Source organism: Ralstonia psammae, assembly GCF_958405935.1.
GTDB lineage: Bacteria > Pseudomonadota > Gammaproteobacteria > Burkholderiales > Burkholderiaceae > Ralstonia > Ralstonia psammae.
The window spans coordinates 326063-341353 of sequence record NZ_CATZBU010000002.1; the positions used below are offsets into that span (position 1 = coordinate 326063).

Annotated in this window: 18 protein-coding genes; 3 read left to right on the forward strand and 15 right to left on the reverse strand. The window is 63.3% G+C overall.

Annotated features, from left to right (window positions below):
* The first annotated feature begins 168 nt into the window (after nucleotides 1-168).
* Both R2N16_RS05170 and R2N16_RS05175 read left to right on the forward strand, forming a co-directional pair.
* Nucleotides 169-831 (forward strand): BRO-N domain-containing protein, encoded by a 663-nt coding sequence (locus R2N16_RS05170; protein WP_316664477.1) that lies wholly within the window; start codon nucleotides 169-171, stop codon nucleotides 829-831.
* 684 nt (nucleotides 832-1515) lie between these two features.
* Complete coding sequence (locus tag R2N16_RS05175) at nucleotides 1516-2163, forward strand: BRO-N domain-containing protein (protein WP_316664478.1); 648 nt, start codon at nucleotides 1516-1518, stop codon at nucleotides 2161-2163.
* A gap of 160 nt (nucleotides 2164-2323) precedes the next feature.
* On the opposite strand, the gene R2N16_RS05180 is transcribed toward R2N16_RS05175, so the two are convergent.
* The 3 genes from R2N16_RS05180 to R2N16_RS05190 form a co-directional block, all read right to left on the reverse strand.
* Entirely contained in the window at nucleotides 2324-2656 is a 333-nt protein-coding gene (locus R2N16_RS05180; protein ID WP_316664480.1) for a barstar family protein, read from the reverse strand.
* Between the two features lie 624 nt (nucleotides 2657-3280).
* The gene (locus R2N16_RS05185) at nucleotides 3281-3652 is read right to left on the reverse strand and encodes a hypothetical protein (protein ID WP_316664481.1); all 372 of its coding nucleotides are present in this window, start codon (nucleotides 3650-3652) and stop codon (nucleotides 3281-3283) included.
* A 183-nt stretch (nucleotides 3653-3835) separates the two neighbouring features.
* The gene (locus R2N16_RS05190; RefSeq protein ID WP_316664483.1) at nucleotides 3836-4333 is read right to left on the reverse strand and encodes a hypothetical protein; all 498 of its coding nucleotides are present in this window, start codon (nucleotides 4331-4333) and stop codon (nucleotides 3836-3838) included.
* Between the two features lie 491 nt (nucleotides 4334-4824).
* On the opposite strand from R2N16_RS05190, the gene R2N16_RS05195 reads away from it, so the two are divergent.
* Entirely contained in the window at nucleotides 4825-5463 is a 639-nt protein-coding gene (locus tag R2N16_RS05195) for a BRO-N domain-containing protein (RefSeq protein WP_316664484.1), read from the forward strand.
* A 211-nt stretch (nucleotides 5464-5674) separates the two neighbouring features.
* Here R2N16_RS05195 and R2N16_RS05200 read toward each other — a convergent pair whose 3' ends face one another.
* The 12 genes from R2N16_RS05200 to R2N16_RS05255 all read right to left on the reverse strand — a co-directional run bounded on the left by R2N16_RS05200 (nucleotide 5675) and on the right by R2N16_RS05255 (nucleotide 15284).
* The gene (locus tag R2N16_RS05200) at nucleotides 5675-5974 is read right to left on the reverse strand and encodes a hypothetical protein (protein WP_316664485.1); all 300 of its coding nucleotides are present in this window, start codon (nucleotides 5972-5974) and stop codon (nucleotides 5675-5677) included.
* A gap of 54 nt (nucleotides 5975-6028) precedes the next feature.
* Nucleotides 6029-6733 carry an immunity protein Imm33 domain-containing protein gene (locus tag R2N16_RS05205; protein WP_316664486.1) on the reverse strand — a complete coding sequence of 235 codons (705 nt, stop codon included), beginning with the start codon at nucleotides 6731-6733 and terminating at the stop codon, nucleotides 6029-6031.
* 148 nt (nucleotides 6734-6881) lie between these two features.
* The gene (locus tag R2N16_RS05210) at nucleotides 6882-7403 is read right to left on the reverse strand and encodes a lysis system i-spanin subunit Rz (protein WP_316664487.1); all 522 of its coding nucleotides are present in this window, start codon (nucleotides 7401-7403) and stop codon (nucleotides 6882-6884) included.
* A gap of 264 nt (nucleotides 7404-7667) precedes the next feature.
* On the reverse strand, nucleotides 7668-8012 hold the full coding sequence (locus tag R2N16_RS05215) for a hypothetical protein (protein ID WP_104565767.1): 345 nt from the start codon (nucleotides 8010-8012) through the stop codon (nucleotides 7668-7670).
* Nucleotides 8013-8651: a glycoside hydrolase family 19 protein gene (locus R2N16_RS05220; RefSeq protein WP_316664490.1), complete on the reverse strand. Its 639-nt coding sequence runs from the start codon at nucleotides 8649-8651 to the stop codon at nucleotides 8013-8015. It lies immediately after the preceding gene.
* A gap of 71 nt (nucleotides 8652-8722) precedes the next feature.
* The gene (locus tag R2N16_RS05225; RefSeq protein ID WP_316664491.1) at nucleotides 8723-9790 is read right to left on the reverse strand and encodes a phage late control D family protein; all 1068 of its coding nucleotides are present in this window, start codon (nucleotides 9788-9790) and stop codon (nucleotides 8723-8725) included.
* A 3-nt stretch (nucleotides 9791-9793) separates the two neighbouring features.
* Nucleotides 9794-10000, reverse strand: a complete 207-nt coding sequence (locus R2N16_RS05230) for a tail protein X (RefSeq protein WP_316664493.1) — start codon at nucleotides 9998-10000, stop codon at nucleotides 9794-9796.
* Nucleotides 9975-10853: a phage tail protein gene (locus R2N16_RS05235; protein WP_316664495.1), complete on the reverse strand. Its 879-nt coding sequence runs from the start codon at nucleotides 10851-10853 to the stop codon at nucleotides 9975-9977. Before R2N16_RS05235 ends, R2N16_RS05230 begins: the two co-directional genes overlap by 26 nt.
* Nucleotides 10854-10864: 11 nt before the next feature.
* Nucleotides 10865-13177 carry a phage tail tape measure protein gene (locus tag R2N16_RS05240; RefSeq protein WP_316664496.1) on the reverse strand — a complete coding sequence of 771 codons (2313 nt, stop codon included), beginning with the start codon at nucleotides 13175-13177 and terminating at the stop codon, nucleotides 10865-10867.
* 83 nt (nucleotides 13178-13260) lie between these two features.
* Nucleotides 13261-13581, reverse strand: coding sequence for a phage tail assembly protein (locus R2N16_RS05245; RefSeq protein WP_316664498.1), 321 nt, complete (start codon nucleotides 13579-13581; stop codon nucleotides 13261-13263).
* A gap of 23 nt (nucleotides 13582-13604) precedes the next feature.
* Complete coding sequence (locus R2N16_RS05250) at nucleotides 13605-14108, reverse strand: phage major tail tube protein (protein WP_260780027.1); 504 nt, start codon at nucleotides 14106-14108, stop codon at nucleotides 13605-13607.
* Between the two features lie 12 nt (nucleotides 14109-14120).
* Nucleotides 14121-15284, reverse strand: a complete 1164-nt coding sequence (locus R2N16_RS05255) for a phage tail sheath subtilisin-like domain-containing protein (protein WP_316664500.1) — start codon at nucleotides 15282-15284, stop codon at nucleotides 14121-14123.
* Nucleotides 15285-15291 lie beyond the last annotated feature (7 nt).

A 15291-nucleotide genomic window follows, 5' to 3' on the forward strand; every position in this document is an offset into this window, starting at 1 on the left:
ACGCGCGGCTTTTTGTTTGCGCACGTCTGGCACTCCTATGGTGGCGCCGGGCGGGAGCCCCTCACGGGGCGCCGGTTCCTGTGGTCCGGTACGCCAATCCCGTTCGGTCGCCACCACCTCGATTGGCGTCGGGGAGTGGCGGTATCAACCGCACCACAGGAATCTGCTATGACTGGAAATCTCAGCAGCGCGTCCGCGCTCGCCCCTACCCCGAACACCTTCAATTTCGAATCGCACGCCGTGCGCGTCGTCATGCGCGACGACGAGCCGTGGTTTGTTGCCACAGACGTCTGCATGGCGTTGGGATTGTCGAATCCGAGCGAAGCAATGCGGTCGCTCGATAGTGACGAACGAATGACCCTCAGCTTAACTGAGGGTCATTCCGGCCGACGTGGTGGAGCACGTCTTCAGACGATCATCAGCGAATCCGGCATGTACACCCTCGTCCTGCGCTGCCGTGACGCCGTGAAGCCCGGCACCGTACCGCACCGCTTCCGCAAGTGGGTCACGTCCATCGTCCTGCCGGCCATCCGCAAGACCGGCCAGTTCACGGCACAACCGTGCATCGACGACGCGCCCACCGCCGCCCGCACACCCGCCGACCTCGCCAGCCTCTACCCCGCCGACGTCGAGCGTGCGCTGCAACTGCTCAACAAACACATCTACCAGGCAGACCGCTACACCGGCATGCTTATCGTCCTGCAGGACGACGAAGCCAAAGAACCCGTCGTCATCTCCGCCGGCAGCTATCGGCACAAGCGCGCCCGCGCGCTGACCGACTTTGCGCGCGCGTCGGTGCAGATTTCGGATTTGATTGAGGCGGGGGTGTAGGGCGGGTGGGATGGGGCTCGCGTCGCTGGGCGGGTTGGCGGCGGTGCGGGCCATTTGCTTTGATCGGTTGAATCCGCAGTCGGAAGCAGACACCAGCTATGAGAACCAAGATCCTACTCAGTTCCGATTCAGCGCTACCAAGTAATCAATGCGAGCGCGTATTTGAATTGCGTTCTGCTGTGGGTCGCCGAAGATAAGCCTACGCAGGCTATCCACCCACCCCGCGATAGTGCTCCTCTAGGCCTGCGTCTTTCGACGTCCGTTTCGAAGGCAAAAACGTCTGCGCCCTTGTACAGGGCGCATTTTTTTGCTCGAAATGCAGGTCATCAGCCAAGTGGTGTGCCAACTTCTTCCAGTTGCTTGGCCCTACGGTCGAGCGCGTCGAGCTGTCGGTAGGCCTCTGGTTTGCACGTAACTGCAGCCCGCCGTATACTCGGCCGGTCGCCGGAAACACCGGCACACGGGCTTGGCCGCCCGACCTCTCAAGGCGCAGAAGAGCCGCGCCGCATTCCTATGCACGCGGCTTTTTGCTTGCGCACGTCTGGCAGCTTCTATGGTGGGCCGGGCGGGGACTCCTTCGGGGGTGCCGGTTCCTTGAGTCCGGTCGGCCAACCCCGCTTTGGTCCACCCCCCACGCTTGGCCGCGTGGTGGTGGATCTCAAACCGCACTCAAGGAGTCATGCCATGACTGGTACGTCTGTTGGCGCGTCCGCGCTCGCCCCTACCCCGAATACCTTCAATTTCGAATCCCACACCGTGCGCGTCGTCATGCGCGACGACGAGCCGTGGTTCGTCGCAACCGACGTGTGTGCCGCGCTTGAAATCGCCAACAGCCGGGATGCACTCCTGAAGTTGGATGCCGACGAAAAGGGTGTCGGTTTAACCGACACTCATGGTGGCCGGCAACAAGTCGGCATCGTTTCGGAGTCCGGCATGTACACCCTAGTCCTGCGCTGCCGAGACGCCGTGAAGCCCGGCACCGTCCCGCACCGCTTCCGCAAGTGGATCACGTCCATCGTCCTGCCTGCCATCCGCAAGACCGGCCAGTTCACCGCACAACCGTGCATCGACGAGGCGCCCGCCACCGCCCGCACACCCGCCGACCTCGCCAGCCTCTACCCCGCCGACGTCGAGCGCGCGCTGCAACTGCTCAACAAACACATCTACCAAGCAGACCGCTACACCGGCATGCTCATCGTCCTGCAAGACGACGAAGCGAAAGAGCCCGTCGTCATCTCCGCCGGCAGCTATCGGCACAAGCGCGCCCGCGCGCTGACTGACTTTGCGCGGGCGTCGGTGCAGATTTCGGATTTGATTGAGGCGGGGGTGTAGGGGGTGGGATGGGGCTGGCATCGCTGGGCGGGTTGGCGGCGATGCGGGCTATTTGCAATGATCGGTATTGGCCGGTAAGTGACAGCAATCGATCATTTTTCACCGTCCCTCTCGACTCGCTCCCCTAGACTGCGCCGAGATTCATATATGCGATGCCAACTCAGTCGTAGTACGACAGCGCGATCAAAGGAGGGCCCTGCTCGCTGGTACGACGCCAGTTCACAAATGCGCAAGCGTCTTGCAACGCCGCAAACTGTTCAGGACAGCGTGCCCTGAAATTTTCAACACCGCCGAGTTGTATCGCTAACGTGCGCCCTGGCACAACGTGAATACGTGTCATTTCAGCGTCCGGATCATCGAGATAAGTCAAACAGTCGATTAACGCGTTCATGTTGTTGCCATAGAACGAGGGAAAGCCAAAGAGCTGTGACAGGACCTGATGAAATGAGAGCCAATCAGTGATTTCATTCGTGTCTACAAAAACTGTCGTCATTGCGTTTCCTGTAGCCAGCCAGGGGCGTCGGGGGGCGCTTCAGGACCTAGTGTCAATCGACCGCTTTTGGCCGAAAGCGGGCGGCGGTTACGGTGTCGAAGTGATGCCAGTCCCAATGGCATCTCTCAGCTTCCTAAGGTCGGGAATCTCGGATTCTACGAAGCACAGGTCTTCCACTAGTCCCGTCACGTTGTCGCAAATTCCAATGACAAAGTCTCGGCGGAAACGAGCATGTAGGCGACCCAGGTGGCGAGCAATCATTTCCACATCCCGGAACCAATCGGGACCCTCCGCTCCACGGTCAGGCAAAGCTAGGTTCAGCCCCAAGTCCCAGTCCGGGAAGTCGCCAGCGTGCGTGGTGGACTCGGGCGCGCGTTGGTTGATGACAGTTGGCGGCAAGACAGACCACTGTGCACCATCAACAAATAGCTGAAGCTGCTGCTCAATAGGTTCAGCTACGTCGCTCAGGTCTGCGCCATCAACGTACGCGTACAAGGTGTGTCGAGACATTGGATTCCATCCTCGAATGCATTGCAGAAGCATACCGAACGGCCGCTTCTGGCCGCGAGCAGACGTCTATCGAACAGCGCACGCCCCCGTTATACCAAACCATACCGAGGCGGCCTAAATGCCGCGATAGAACTCCCGATTTTCCCAACGGTCACTGTACGCGTTGAGCACTTTTTCCAACGACGCACCATTTGCGAGCGGGTTCGGCATGGCACGAAGTTGTTCTTCCGCCCAGGCATGTACCTTTGGCCAACGCAACCTATGCATCAAGTAGGCTAGTGGCTCGGCGCTCACCCTCCCGTTTGAAAACAGCGCAATGAGCGTGTCTTCGAATTGAGCTTGAAGCTCTGGCGCGCCATTGATGAGCTCTAAGCAACGCAGGTAGTCAGGCTCTGCTAGGTCGAACGAGTATTCGGTGTTTAGCACATGTTCTGCGTGAAGCAACTGGTCTTCGAACTGCCTCAACGCTTCGTCTTTGCTCACCATTCACGTCACCGTTGATAGCCCACGTGTAGTTAGTATGAACGTCCGCAGTTGGCCGGTATCGGACATTGGTTCCTTCCAGGTACAGAGCCACAGAGCTTGCCATTCCACAACTGTGGCGGAAGACCTGACTCCGCGACAGACCACTCCAGCGTATTGCCAACCTCAGCCAGCAATTCAAGCTGCCTACATTTCAAAAAAACTCCGAAGAAGCTCTCTCAACCGAGACGTTGAAATTGCTTCAAGTTTAAGCGAGAACGACGGGCGGACACATGTGTAGGTCAACCTGTTTTCGTTGGCAACAAGAGAAATCAGTGGCGTAACCACCTGATTCATCTCGCCTCTTTCAAACATCAAGGCCGTTGATTTTTCGAGCGAGAAATCGCAAAAATCTTCACAGTCGTAAATCTCAATCTTCCCCTCGTCAGCGAGCCTGCCGCGCAGGAGGACATTCCCGTCTCTGGCATATCGCTCCGAAAAATCTGCGCGTGCCATCGACTCACGCATATCAGAGAGTTGCTTGCCAATCGACAGCCTCTCATTTTCGCGTCTCAAACATTCAACATGCGCAATACCGGCGAAGGCCGACAGTGAGTGTCCCTCCGCAAGAGTCGGAAAGTAGTACCGTGCTTCGCCGTCAAGCAGCGGTTGACCACACACTGAACAGAGGATTTGTTTGGTCATTGCTATCACTGAACAAAGACAGGTGCCTTGCTGGAACGGGCGTCGGGTTGCCGGTGGGCGCGCACCATCGACACGTTTTGGTTCCATATTGCTTGATTCCCCGCAGTTGTCAGCGGCCGCGCTGTCGGTAACGGATGGCCTCGCTCAAGAATACCCAAACGTCTGCTATTGGCCGAAAGCAGCCGGTTTCTCTGCCGGCCTGCATCGGCCCGCCAGTTTGCACGTAACCGCCGCCCGCCGTATACTCAGCCGGTCGCCGGAAACACCGGCACACGGGCTTGGCGGCCCGGGATACTCGGGCGCACATTAGCCGCGCTTGCTTTCACGCGCGGCTTTTTGTTTGCGCACGTCTGGCACTCCCATGGGCGGGCCGGATAGGAGGGCTTCGGCCCTGCCGGTTCCTGAGTTCCGGTCCGCCAACCTGTTCGGTTCCGCCCCACCTCGCTTGGCGGCGAGGCGGCGGTCTACTCACCGCAACTCAGGGATCTGCTATGACTGGAAATCTCAGCAGCGCGTCCGCGCTCGCCCTCACCCCAAACACCTTCAATTTCGAATCGCACGCGGTGCGCGTTGTCATGCGCGACGATGAGCCGTGGTTTGTCGCGACCGACATCTGCGACGCGCTCAACATTCAAAACGCCTCGCAAGTCATTGCCCGGCTGGATCAAGATGAACGGTCTATGTTCAACATAGGTCGTCAGGGTGCAGCCCATATCGTGAGCGAATCCGGCATGTACACCCTCGTCCTGCGATGCCGCGATGCCGTAAAGCCCGGCACCGTACCGCACCGCTTCCGCAAGTGGGTCACGTCCATCGTCCTGCCGGCCATCCGCAAGACCGGCCAGTTCACGGCACAACCGTGCATCGACGACGCGCCCGCCGCAGCCCGCACGCCCGCAGACCTCGCCAGCCTCTACCCCGCCGACGTCGAGCGCGCGCTGCAACTGCTCAACAAACACATCTACCAGGCAGACCGCTACACCGGCATGCTCATCGTCCTGCAGGACGACGAAGCCAAAGAACCCGTCGTCATCTCCGCCGGCAGCTATCGGCACAAGCGCGCCCGCGCGCTGACTGACTTTGCGCGCGCGTCGGTCCAGATTTCGGATTTGATTGAGGCGGGGGTGTAGGGGGCTAGCCGCGAGGGTCTTTCTACACCCTCGCGGCCGCATCAGGACGCCGAACGCTCACTGCCCCTCTGATCCAGCTTGCGTCGGTAAATGAGCCGGATCGCGAGAACAGCCTCCAGAGCTAGCCAGAACACCCCGAACCATCTGAAGATAACAACGGTGCCGTGAGCCGATCAATAAGAGGCCTGCTGAATCAGTATCAGTGAACAGCTTACTGCCCTATTTGGCGCATACAACCGAACACGCTCAAGAGTGCCAGGCCAACAAACATCACACCGACAAGGCAATACGCAAAGAAGAACTTCACGGGCGATTCTGCCTTGAATATAGCGCCACCACGAGTATCCGCCCTCTCTTCCGTCTGGTAGCTGGATATTGTTGCCAACAATCCGGCGATCGACCCGAACAAGGTGCCGATCCAGCCAAGCGGGATAGAGCTGGTGGGATATGCCGCGCATATCGCCCAGAAAATCGCAGCAATTGAAAGCAACGAGTACACAGTCTTCTTCATCGTCGTCTACCTGCATGTCCGCTTCTGGCCGAAAGCGATCGGCTCGGACTGGACCTACGTTACCGTGTCGCGTCGGATTCGATTCAATTCGCTCAGGTAAGTCCCAGGGGCTTGCTTCAATTCACCCTCTGCCCCGATGACCCCGATATAGGTATCGTCGATTGCGACTTGGAGTCCGGCTGGCACCGCGAAGAACTTGATCAAGTCCGGGCGGTCGACGCCCAGTTGATAGAGCGATGTTCTGGAAAATCGTGTTGGGTCCTGCGCTCCCTCCGTATCATCAAGGTCTGTCAGCCACCATCCGGAATCTGCACCTTCAACGGCCCCTCTTGTCAAAAGAACTCGGCGTGCGGCTTTGTAGTTGGCATGCACGACGACACTGTGAACGAGTGAAGGAAAGTCGGGGTCTACCGGCGGCACAAGGCTTTCGACCACGTCTTTCTGGGTGCGCAGATGCAACAGCGTGTGCGTTACCGAATCGATAAACTGCACGGGAACGACTTTCATGTCTGGCTCCTTTACTCGGAGCTTCCCCTCGGTACTGTCCTCAAGCATCGCGACCATCCAGCCAACCTGGATGGTTTCGCCGTGTTGAAACTTACTGCCTCCAGAGACCCGGTTTTCCAGATAACGTAGCAGCCAGTCCACGTCCTGCGAAACTGTGCGGCTGGAGAAGCGAACCTCAAATTCAGGATGGCCGAAGCGCCGACATCCGGTGGTGGACCTCAGTACTGTGTCGGCATCAAGTTCAGTTTTCATTGGGACGGGAAATGACAATCGCCAAGTGCCCAATTCTAGTTGGTTTCAACCACGAGCTTGTCTTCGGGGCGGAGCCACGTGTCTGCAACAAATGGCCGCACATGCGCCGACGGCGAACGTTCGCGCTCAGCCGATTTGCTGGCTCGCGTCAGCGCTGCACACAAACACCCGCCACTTCAAGCGCTCGTTCGCGCGCCTGCAAGTATCTCAGTTTCTCCCCATCCCGCTCTGCCCCGGCGAAGAGATCGACAAGATCCGCCGCATCCTCTCCAGATAGCTCACATCGGCCGGCGGCTCCATCGCCCAGGCCGGTGCCGGGCTGATCTTCACCTGCGCCGGCACCGGCGTCGGGCTGACAACGGGCGCGCACTGACATCCGTACAGTGCCAGCAGCAAGAGCGCGCTGCAGACGCGTGTTTTCAGCGGTGGCACGTTGCATCTCCGAGAAATGGGTACGGTCGAGCGCGTCGAGCTGGTCGGTAAGCTGCCGGTATTTGTCGATGGCAGCCTGCAGGGCCGTCACGACGGTATCGACGGCGGTCTGGCGCTCGATGGCGTGGTCGCGCTGGATCTGCGCGATGGCGGTTTCGTAACGGTTGGCCTGCCAGCCCCACGCGGCTGCTGCAGCCACCGCTGCCACTGCCAGGAGCCGGACGATTGCGAAGTTCATGGGCTTTGCCTTGTCGGATGATGTAAGTGACCCACAGCCCCGCCACGGCCAGCACGCAATGCAGTTGCACGGTGGCGATATCCCGATGGGCGTGGAGCGAGGCGGCGGCGCTGCCGAGCGCGCACAGGGCGACGGCGCACAGCAGCAGCGCGCCGCGCAACCCGTGCGGTATGGCCTGCGTGAGCGCAGACCACGCGGCGCCCCCGCAGATGGCCACGAGCGCCACGATGTCGATGGCGGTGAGCACGTCGTTTTGGGTGAGCGTCATTCTTTGCGGCCTCCTGTCCAGCGTTGCGCTGCTTGCTGCAGCCAGTCGTGCACCAGGCGCCGCAGCGCCGGAAGCTCGCCGTATGCGTAGCCGACGATGGTCAGCCCGAACACGCCGGCGATGAACTTGACGGCATCCGACACCAGCCCCGCCGGCACCTGCCACCAGCCAATCACGCCGTTGCCGAGGTAATGCGCGCACACAACGCCCAGCAGCAGCGAGGCCACGCGCTGCACGGGCGTGCCCGGGATGAACCGCAGGGACACCAGCGCACCGGCTGCGCTCGGCAGAATCGTGTCCAACACGCGCAGCAGCGCGCCCCAACCTGTTGGCTGTGCCATCTATGCTCCCAATGCTTGTTTGGCGACTGCCCAGCGGGCGCGGCGTGCCTCTGCGCCTTCCATGGCCGGGCCATTGATGCGGCGCGTGATCTCGTCGAACTTGCCGGCGTCGGCCAGCTTGCCGAGCCCGAAGGCCCACCAGTACCAGCCGGCGGAGAGCGCGGCGGTGTCGTCCCGCTCGAGCAGCTCGGGGCACGCAACGAGATCGAGATCCAGTGCATGGCCGCACTCGCGGTAGTTGGCGCGGAAGGTGATTTGCTTGAGCCCGCGGCCCCGGTACCGCCAGCCGTCTCCGCTGGCGGCGTCGCCATTGCCGTAGCGGTTGGCGTAGGCGATGTTGGCAATGCGCTGCTGCCGCTCGAGCGGCACCGCGCGTTCGCCCGGCTGGCGGCCCAGCGTCGCAGCCAGCGCGGGCGTCACGCGCGAGAACATGACGGGCAACGCCGCTACGGCGTAGTTGAAGGATTCCGTTACGCGCGTGAACCCGCCGGACTCATGCCCGATCTGCGCGATGAAGGCTGCCTGCTGTGCGGGCGAGGAGATGCCGAAGCGCTTGCACGCGGCCTCGATGTGCGGCCACCACCGGCTGGCGAGCGCAGGCGGCAAGGCTGCAGCCTTGCTGAAGGATTGTTTGTTCATGGCTTGGAAATGAAAAAGCCCGCCGGGTGGCGGGCCGATTGGATGCGGTCGCGGTTGCGAACGCGTGTTTCTTATTGCTTGGGCGGCGCCGGAATGACCAGGTTGGTCACCTTGGCCGCCTCCTTGGCCTTGCCCTGCCCCGCCTTGGCCTTGCCGCTGTTGCCGCCGTTCAGGCTCACGTTCACTAGCCAGCTTTTGTTGGCGTAGATGTGCGTGACGGTCTCGGCCAGGTAGTCGCCGTCGGCTTGGGCTTTGAAGCCTTCCAGGCGCAGCGTCTTCTCGGCGCTGATATCGCCGCGGCCCATCATCTCCAGCTCGCCTTCAGCGGTGCTGCGGTTCATGTCTTGCAGCTTGGCCCTGGCGGCGGCTTTTGCTGCCTGCGGGCTGGCGTGCACGTGCCGGTCGGTGTGCGTGGCCTGCGCCGGTGGGCCGTTGGGCGCTTCCGGGTTGGGGATGTACAGATCGATCTTGCGGCCGGTCTTGGCATCGTGCGCGCGGGTTCTGACGCCGCCGACGCTGCTGCGGTCTGGGAACGTCAGGCGGTACCGCATGAGGTCGGTCGGCCGCAACACGATGGGCGCCAGCGGTTTGCCATCTGCGGACTTGCCGGCGCCGCGCGGGGCGACGATGAGCCTGCCGCCCTTGACGGTCGCGGTGCCGCCGTACTGGCGAGCGAGGCGGGTGATGAAATGCAGATCGCTCTCGCCAAACTGGTCGGCGCGGTCGATGTGCGCCTCGATCGTGCAAGCGGCTTTCCAGCCGTGCCGCGCGGCCACGCTCGCGACGATGGCGGCCAGTGTGGTGCCGGTGTAGCTGGCGTTGCGCTGCGCCTTGGCGGTGGCGCGCATGTCGGCCGGCTTGCCGCGTATCACGATGGTGGCAGGTGGGCCGCTCAGCTCGATCTCGTCAACGGCGTAGGTGCCGCGCGTGGATAGGCCCTTGCCGGCCCAGCCGAACGAGATACGCAGCGTGGCGCCCTTGGGCGGGAAGGCGATTTTGCCGTCGCGGTCGTCCAGGCGGATCTCGCAGCGGTCCGCTTCCATGCCGGGCTTGTCGGTCAGGCGGATCTCCAACACGCGATCGCGCAGCAGCGCGGTGATGTCTTGCCCGTCTGCAAGGACTTCAAATTGGGCTTCCATGCGTTACGTCCAAAGCTGGATGGGTTCGTCACGCGCGGGCGTGAGGTCGGGCAGGAAGATCTCCACGCCGACGGCGTACGGCTGGCGCCGCGCGGCGAGGCCGGGGTTGGCATCGAGCACGGCTTCCACCGTGCCGGCCAGCGTGCCGTATGCGCGGTAGCAGAGCACGTCCAGCACGTCGCCGTCAGATGTTCTGATAGTCATCGCCATAGCGTCGGAACTCCAAATCGAAACCCTGTTTGCGCGGTGTGCCGTCGGCCAGCAGGCCGTCTTGCTCTTCGCCCACGCGGTCGAGGAAGTAGCGGCCGAGCACGTCGCCCGAGCCGGTGGTGAGCTGCACGGGCTTGAGCGCCGCACCAATCGCGCGCAGGCGGTCAAGCTGCCCTGCCCCCGCGCCGCCGGCGGTAAAGATGGCGCCCGATACGGTGATGGTGTCGCCGCCCGCGCCCACGGCCTGCAAGGCCTCTTGGCGCTGAATGCGTTCTTGCGTGGCGATGTTGTAGCGGGTCTCTCGGCGCAGGCGGTCGTATGCGGCGGTGGATAGGCCGAACTGGAATTGCTCGCCGTCATCCGTTGACAGGACGAGCAGGCGTTCGGTGGCGCCTGCGGCTTGGCCGGCGCCGAGGATCTTGTCCGGGCCGAGGGCGTAGCTCGGCACTAGGCTGCGCACGTTGGGCGTGACGGCGGGCAGCACGGCATCGAGGCGGCGGCGTACGGTTGCCAGTGCGTCGCCCGTGGTTTGCGCGGCGCGCAGGACGGAGGCGAAGCGCTCGCCAGTGGCGGTGCGTTGGATGGCCGCCAGCGCCGCGTCTGTCAGGCCGAGTGCGCGTTGTGCTGCGCCACGGGCTGCCGTCACGCGGCCAGTGCCGCCGATGGCCTCGCCGGCGGCGGCAAGCGCGCTGCCGGCGCTCGAAAGGTCGCCCAACGCCTGCGCCTCACGGCGGCGCGCGTTTGCATCGCCGGTGCCGTCAGGCTTGTCGAGCAACCGCTCCATCTGCCGGACATGCTCGGCCGCGCGCGCCGCATGCGTTGCCGCTGCGGATGCGAACTTCTGAAAATCCATGATCTGTTCCGTTACACGTGCGAGCCGTCCGACATGGCGGCCCGGCGTTGCTGTGCGGCGTAGTCATCGAACTGGCGGCGCAGGTGCGGCATCAATGCCTCCGCAAGCTGGCGCGGGTCTTTGACGTCGCCGTTGACCGTCAGGTCGATCTTTGGTGCGAACTCGAACCGCTGGTCGACTTGCAGTTGTGGCCGCGGTGGCGCATTGGCGGCTGCTTGGGCGGTGCCGAGCGCTTCCTGTGCGCCGGCGGGCAGGACTGGCGCACCCGCTGTTGGCGCGGCGGCGGGCTTCTTGTCGTTGAGGGCACGGTCGGCCAGCGCAGTGCTGGCCTTGCCGCCCAGGTACGACCCCAGCATGCCGCCGAGCAGCCCGCCAACAACGGTGCCGATGGGCCCCGCGATGGCGGTGCCGGCCACGGCACCAATGGCGCGGCCTGCTGCGCCGCCAGCAAGCTCGCCCGCCAGCCCTGCGCCAATGCCGGCGATGGCTTTGGCTTTGTCGGCCTTGGTGCCTGGGCCTTCGGCCGCTTCTGCGCTTGCCATGCCGGCCGTGCCCACCAGCGCCAAAACCCCCGCGACAGAGCCGACCTTGCCCAGCATGGGTGCCGCCCCCTTCAGGAACTTGCCCGATGCGCCCAGCACGCCGGGCGCTTTTGCAGCGGCCGGCGCCAGCTTGGCGGCGGTGGCCGCCACCTCGGCCGACCGGCCAACGCCTGCGGCCACGGCGGTGCCCCGCGCGATGTTGGTCACCCCCTTGCCAATCGTCCACGCGGCACGCCCGGTCCTGAACGCCAGAATCGACGCCAGCACGCCGCCGATGGCGACCGTGGCCTTAGGCGATTCCGCCGCGAGCTTGCCGACGGACGTGCCGGCGCCGGCGGCGAGGTCCGCTACCGAGTCGGTGACGGGCTTGAGTGCGTCGCCGATGCGGCGCATGGCTTCGTCCCACGCCTGCCCGACTTCGGCCCATTTCTGTTTGGAACTATCGCGGCGGTCGGCCAGGTCTTTTTCGATCTCGCCGGCCGCCTTTGCGCCATCGGTTTTCAGACGCTGGTACAGATCGGCGTTCTGCATGTAGGCCGTCAGCGCGGCCTTGACCTGCATGTCGTTGAAGAGGTCGCCCGTTTTCATGGTCTCTTCAAACGCACGCATCTGGGCGTCGCGCTTGGCCGGGTCGGATTCGCTGTTGAATTGCTTTGCCGCCGCTGCAAGCTGCTTGGCCTTCTCTGGGTCTGCCTGCTCGATGTAGGCACGCGCCAGCACGAAGGACGCTTCCATCGTGCTCCAGCCCTTGCCGATGGCCTCGCGCATCTTGGCTTGGTAGTCGATGCCGGCCTTGGCGTAGTTGCCTGCCGTGTCTGCGCTGCCGATCTTGGAGAACCAGTTCTTCGTATTGTTGGCAGCTTCATCGGCGCTGCCGGCGGTTTTCATCTGCACTTGCAGCAGCGCGCCGAGCTGCTCGACAGAGGAGTTGCCGACAATGCCGAGCTTCTGCATATCCGCCAGCAACACTGGGAACCAGCGCGCCATGTCGCTCGATTCGAACGAGCCTTCCTTACCCTGAAACGCGATGGTTTCGAGCGCCTGCGCCATCTTGGCGGGGTCGGAGATTTTGGCGTTCTGCTCGAGCGCCTGGATCATCCGCGCGGTTTCTTTCGGGTCTGCGCCCTGGCTGACCGAGAACTTGCCCACCAGCGGCGCGAACGAGAGCGCGCGGTCGAGATCCATGCCGCCAGCCACCATCTGGTTGACGGCATCTGCCAGCACGTTGCGACCGATGCCGCTTTGCTGTGCGGACGCGGCAATACCGCTGCTCATCTCGCGCTCTTTGTCGGTGCGGGCGGCGCCGGCCTTGATGGCGATGTCGCGGATGATGGCCTCGTAGCCGGCGGAGATGGCCGTGGGCACCGCTGCCGCTGCGACAAACTTGCCGGTGTCGCCGATGGTGTTGCGCAGGCGGTCTCGGCCGTCGGCGATGAGCCCAGCGCCCCGCGCGCGAAGCTCCAAGCCGCGTGCGGTGCGGCCGAGCCGTTGGTAGGAACGGTCCAGTCGGTCGACCTCGAACCCGGCATCGCGCAACGCGCGGGTGTTCTTCTCGATCTTGATGCGCACCTTGTCAGCGGCGCGGTCCCCTGCGGCGTGCAGGTCACGAAACTCGCGCTGCAGGCGCTGGGTTTCACCAATCGTGTTCTGCCAGACACGCGCCTCACCTGCCCGCTTCTTGAGTGCATCCAGCTTGGTACCGACCTCATTGACGGCACGGCCCAGGGTTGAGCTGACCGCGCCACCGATGAGGATGCCAAGCGCTATGTCTTTTGTTGCCATCCGTGCTCCTGCTGAGTGGCGCCGCGTTGCCGCGTCAGTCGGTCAACCACCAGACCATGTCGTCGACCGTCATGGCGTCAATGTCACGCGGGCTGACGCCCATCGACAGCAGGCGCTTGGTCAGCCGCTTGATGTCCGGCATCGGGAGCCTCGCAGTCGGCCAGCAGCCGAAAGTAGCCGCGCTGCACGCGCTGATAGTCGACATAGGTCAGGCCCTCGATGTCGTTCTGCCCGGCGGTGGCGAGCGAGGCGAAGAGCAGGATCTCGCGCAGTTCTTCATCGCCGCCCGCCTGCTGGCCGGCGACGCGCATGTCGCGCACGGTGGGCTGGCGCAGCGTGAGCGCGTCGACCTTGACGCCGTTGACGACGGCGGGAAACTTCAGCTTGATGGTGGTGGTTTGCATCGTGGTGTGTATGTTGTGGGGTCTTACAGGCCGATGGCGGCGCGCACTTCGGCGAGCTGATCGACGCCGTCAATGACGCGCTTGCAGCCGAGCACGTCGATCTCGTGCCAGACGCGGCCGTCGATTTCGAGCTTGTAGTAATCGGCGCTGACGGAGTATTTGGATTCGGATTTCTCGCCGGGCTTCCACGAGCCCGGATCGACCTCGTAGAGCATGCCGCGCAGCACGAGCACGACGCTGCGGGTCTTGCCGTCCTTGGTGCGCAAGGCGCCACGGAAGGTGCCGTTAAAGGCGTTCTGGTCGGCCAGGCCGAACAGCTTGAGCACGGCCGTCGACAGCGTGACGAGCGAGAACGACGCTTCCATCGCCTCCATGCCCATATCCAGCTTGACGGGCGCATCCATGCCGCCGGCGCGGTAGTCCTCGGTCTTGATCTTGAGCTTGGGCGGCGTCAGTTCCGACGCTTGACCGGCGAGGTTCGTGCCATCGACGAACAGGTTGAAGTTGTAGAGTGTCTCGGGTACCAACATGCACCTCCGTTATTTGGTGTCGAGCACTTCGGTCAGCCACTCATTGGTGACTTCGAAGCGGAAGATCGGGTTCTCTGCCGGGATGACGTCGGTAAAGCGCACGTTCCACACGACGCGGCCCTGTTCGATCTGGCTGGCGGTGTTCAGTACCGGATCAGCGTAGACCTCGAAATTGATGAGCGCGCCTGCGTTGCGCTGATCGCGCATGAAGGCCTGCAGCCCTTCGGTGACGTCGTGAACGTACGTTTTGGTGATGCCACGGTCGACGGCCCATTTGTGGCCGGCCTGCGCGGCGTCCATGAGAATGTCGAGCGTACGCACGCGCGTGACGAACGACCATTTCGGATCGGCCGACAACGTGCGGTTGCCCCACAGGCGATAGCCGCCATCACGGATGATGGTGGCGATGCGGGCCTCGTTGAGCAGGTTGGCGCGGCAGGTTGGATCGTTGTCGAGAAACTCGATGGGCCGGCCGGTGCCGGTGATGCCGACAAATTCCTTGTTGGACGGCGACGCCCAGTAGCCGTACTGCGCATCGGTGTAGGCGAACAGGCCTGCAACAAAGGCTGAAGCCGGCGCATCGACCTCTGCATTGGTGGCCGTGTCCCACGTGCGCGCGCCGGGGTCGACCATGTAGAGGCGTTTGGAGCCGAAGTTGCGTGCGTACGCGAGCGCGGCTTCGTCGGTGGTGTTCGGCCCGTCGATGATGCCGATGGCGCGCAGCTTGGAAGCCAGCGCATCAACGGCCGTGGCGACCGGCTGGCGCGCGGAGAACCCAGGCGCGATCAGCAAGCGCGGCTGCACGTTGAAGCGCGATTTGGCATCGAGCATCGACTGCAGGCCTGTGCGCACGCCACCCGCCGTGACGCCACCGATGATGCCGGACGTGAGCGCGTTGGCGTCTTCCGACTCCGCCACGCCGGTCGCCACGATGACCGCCGAGGTGCGGGCATAGATGGCGTTGATGGCACGCGTGATGGCGCTGTTCTGACCGAAGGCCTGCGCTGCCTCGCGCGGGTTGGTGATCTGCACCGGCACATCGGGCTGCACGAGATCCGGGCCGGGAGTGTAGGTGTCAACCAGGCCGATGATGGACGACGACGGCACCGCAATCGGGCGCGGGCCGGTATCCACGATCGTGGTGGTGATGCCGTGGAAGAAGGAAGATGCCATGCGGCTC

What these genes read in the sequence shown, in the direction of transcription:
- R2N16_RS05255 (WP_316664500.1), bottom strand. Translation starts at nt 15,284, where the DNA reads ATGGCATCTTCCTTCTTCCACGGCATCACCACCACGATCGTGGATACC.
- R2N16_RS05215 (WP_104565767.1), bottom strand. Translation starts at nt 8,012, where the DNA reads ATGGCACAGCCAACAGGTTGGGGCGCGCTGCTGCGCGTGTTGGACACG.
- R2N16_RS05225 (WP_316664491.1), bottom strand. Translation starts at nt 9,790, where the DNA reads ATGGAAGCCCAATTTGAAGTCCTTGCAGACGGGCAAGACATCACCGCG.
- R2N16_RS05185 (WP_316664481.1), bottom strand. Translation starts at nt 3,652, where the DNA reads ATGGTGAGCAAAGACGAAGCGTTGAGGCAGTTCGAAGACCAGTTGCTT.
- R2N16_RS05190 (WP_316664483.1), bottom strand. Translation starts at nt 4,333, where the DNA reads ATGACCAAACAAATCCTCTGTTCAGTGTGTGGTCAACCGCTGCTTGAC.
- R2N16_RS05240 (WP_316664496.1), bottom strand. Translation starts at nt 13,177, where the DNA reads ATGGCAACAAAAGACATAGCGCTTGGCATCCTCATCGGTGGCGCGGTC.
- R2N16_RS05205 (WP_316664486.1), bottom strand. Translation starts at nt 6,733, where the DNA reads ATGAAAACTGAACTTGATGCCGACACAGTACTGAGGTCCACCACCGGA.
- R2N16_RS05230 (WP_316664493.1), bottom strand. Translation starts at nt 10,000, where the DNA reads ATGGCGATGACTATCAGAACATCTGACGGCGACGTGCTGGACGTGCTC.
- R2N16_RS05170 (WP_316664477.1), top strand. Translation starts at nt 169, where the DNA reads ATGACTGGAAATCTCAGCAGCGCGTCCGCGCTCGCCCCTACCCCGAAC.
- R2N16_RS05175 (WP_316664478.1), top strand. Translation starts at nt 1,516, where the DNA reads ATGACTGGTACGTCTGTTGGCGCGTCCGCGCTCGCCCCTACCCCGAAT.
- R2N16_RS05180 (WP_316664480.1), bottom strand. Translation starts at nt 2,656, where the DNA reads ATGACGACAGTTTTTGTAGACACGAATGAAATCACTGATTGGCTCTCA.
- R2N16_RS05245 (WP_316664498.1), bottom strand. Translation starts at nt 13,581, where the DNA reads ATGCAAACCACCACCATCAAGCTGAAGTTTCCCGCCGTCGTCAACGGC.
- R2N16_RS05195 (WP_316664484.1), top strand. Translation starts at nt 4,825, where the DNA reads ATGACTGGAAATCTCAGCAGCGCGTCCGCGCTCGCCCTCACCCCAAAC.
- R2N16_RS05220 (WP_316664490.1), bottom strand. Translation starts at nt 8,651, where the DNA reads ATGAACAAACAATCCTTCAGCAAGGCTGCAGCCTTGCCGCCTGCGCTC.
- R2N16_RS05200 (WP_316664485.1), bottom strand. Translation starts at nt 5,974, where the DNA reads ATGAAGAAGACTGTGTACTCGTTGCTTTCAATTGCTGCGATTTTCTGG.
- R2N16_RS05235 (WP_316664495.1), bottom strand. Translation starts at nt 10,853, where the DNA reads ATGGATTTTCAGAAGTTCGCATCCGCAGCGGCAACGCATGCGGCGCGC.
- R2N16_RS05210 (WP_316664487.1), bottom strand. Translation starts at nt 7,403, where the DNA reads ATGAACTTCGCAATCGTCCGGCTCCTGGCAGTGGCAGCGGTGGCTGCA.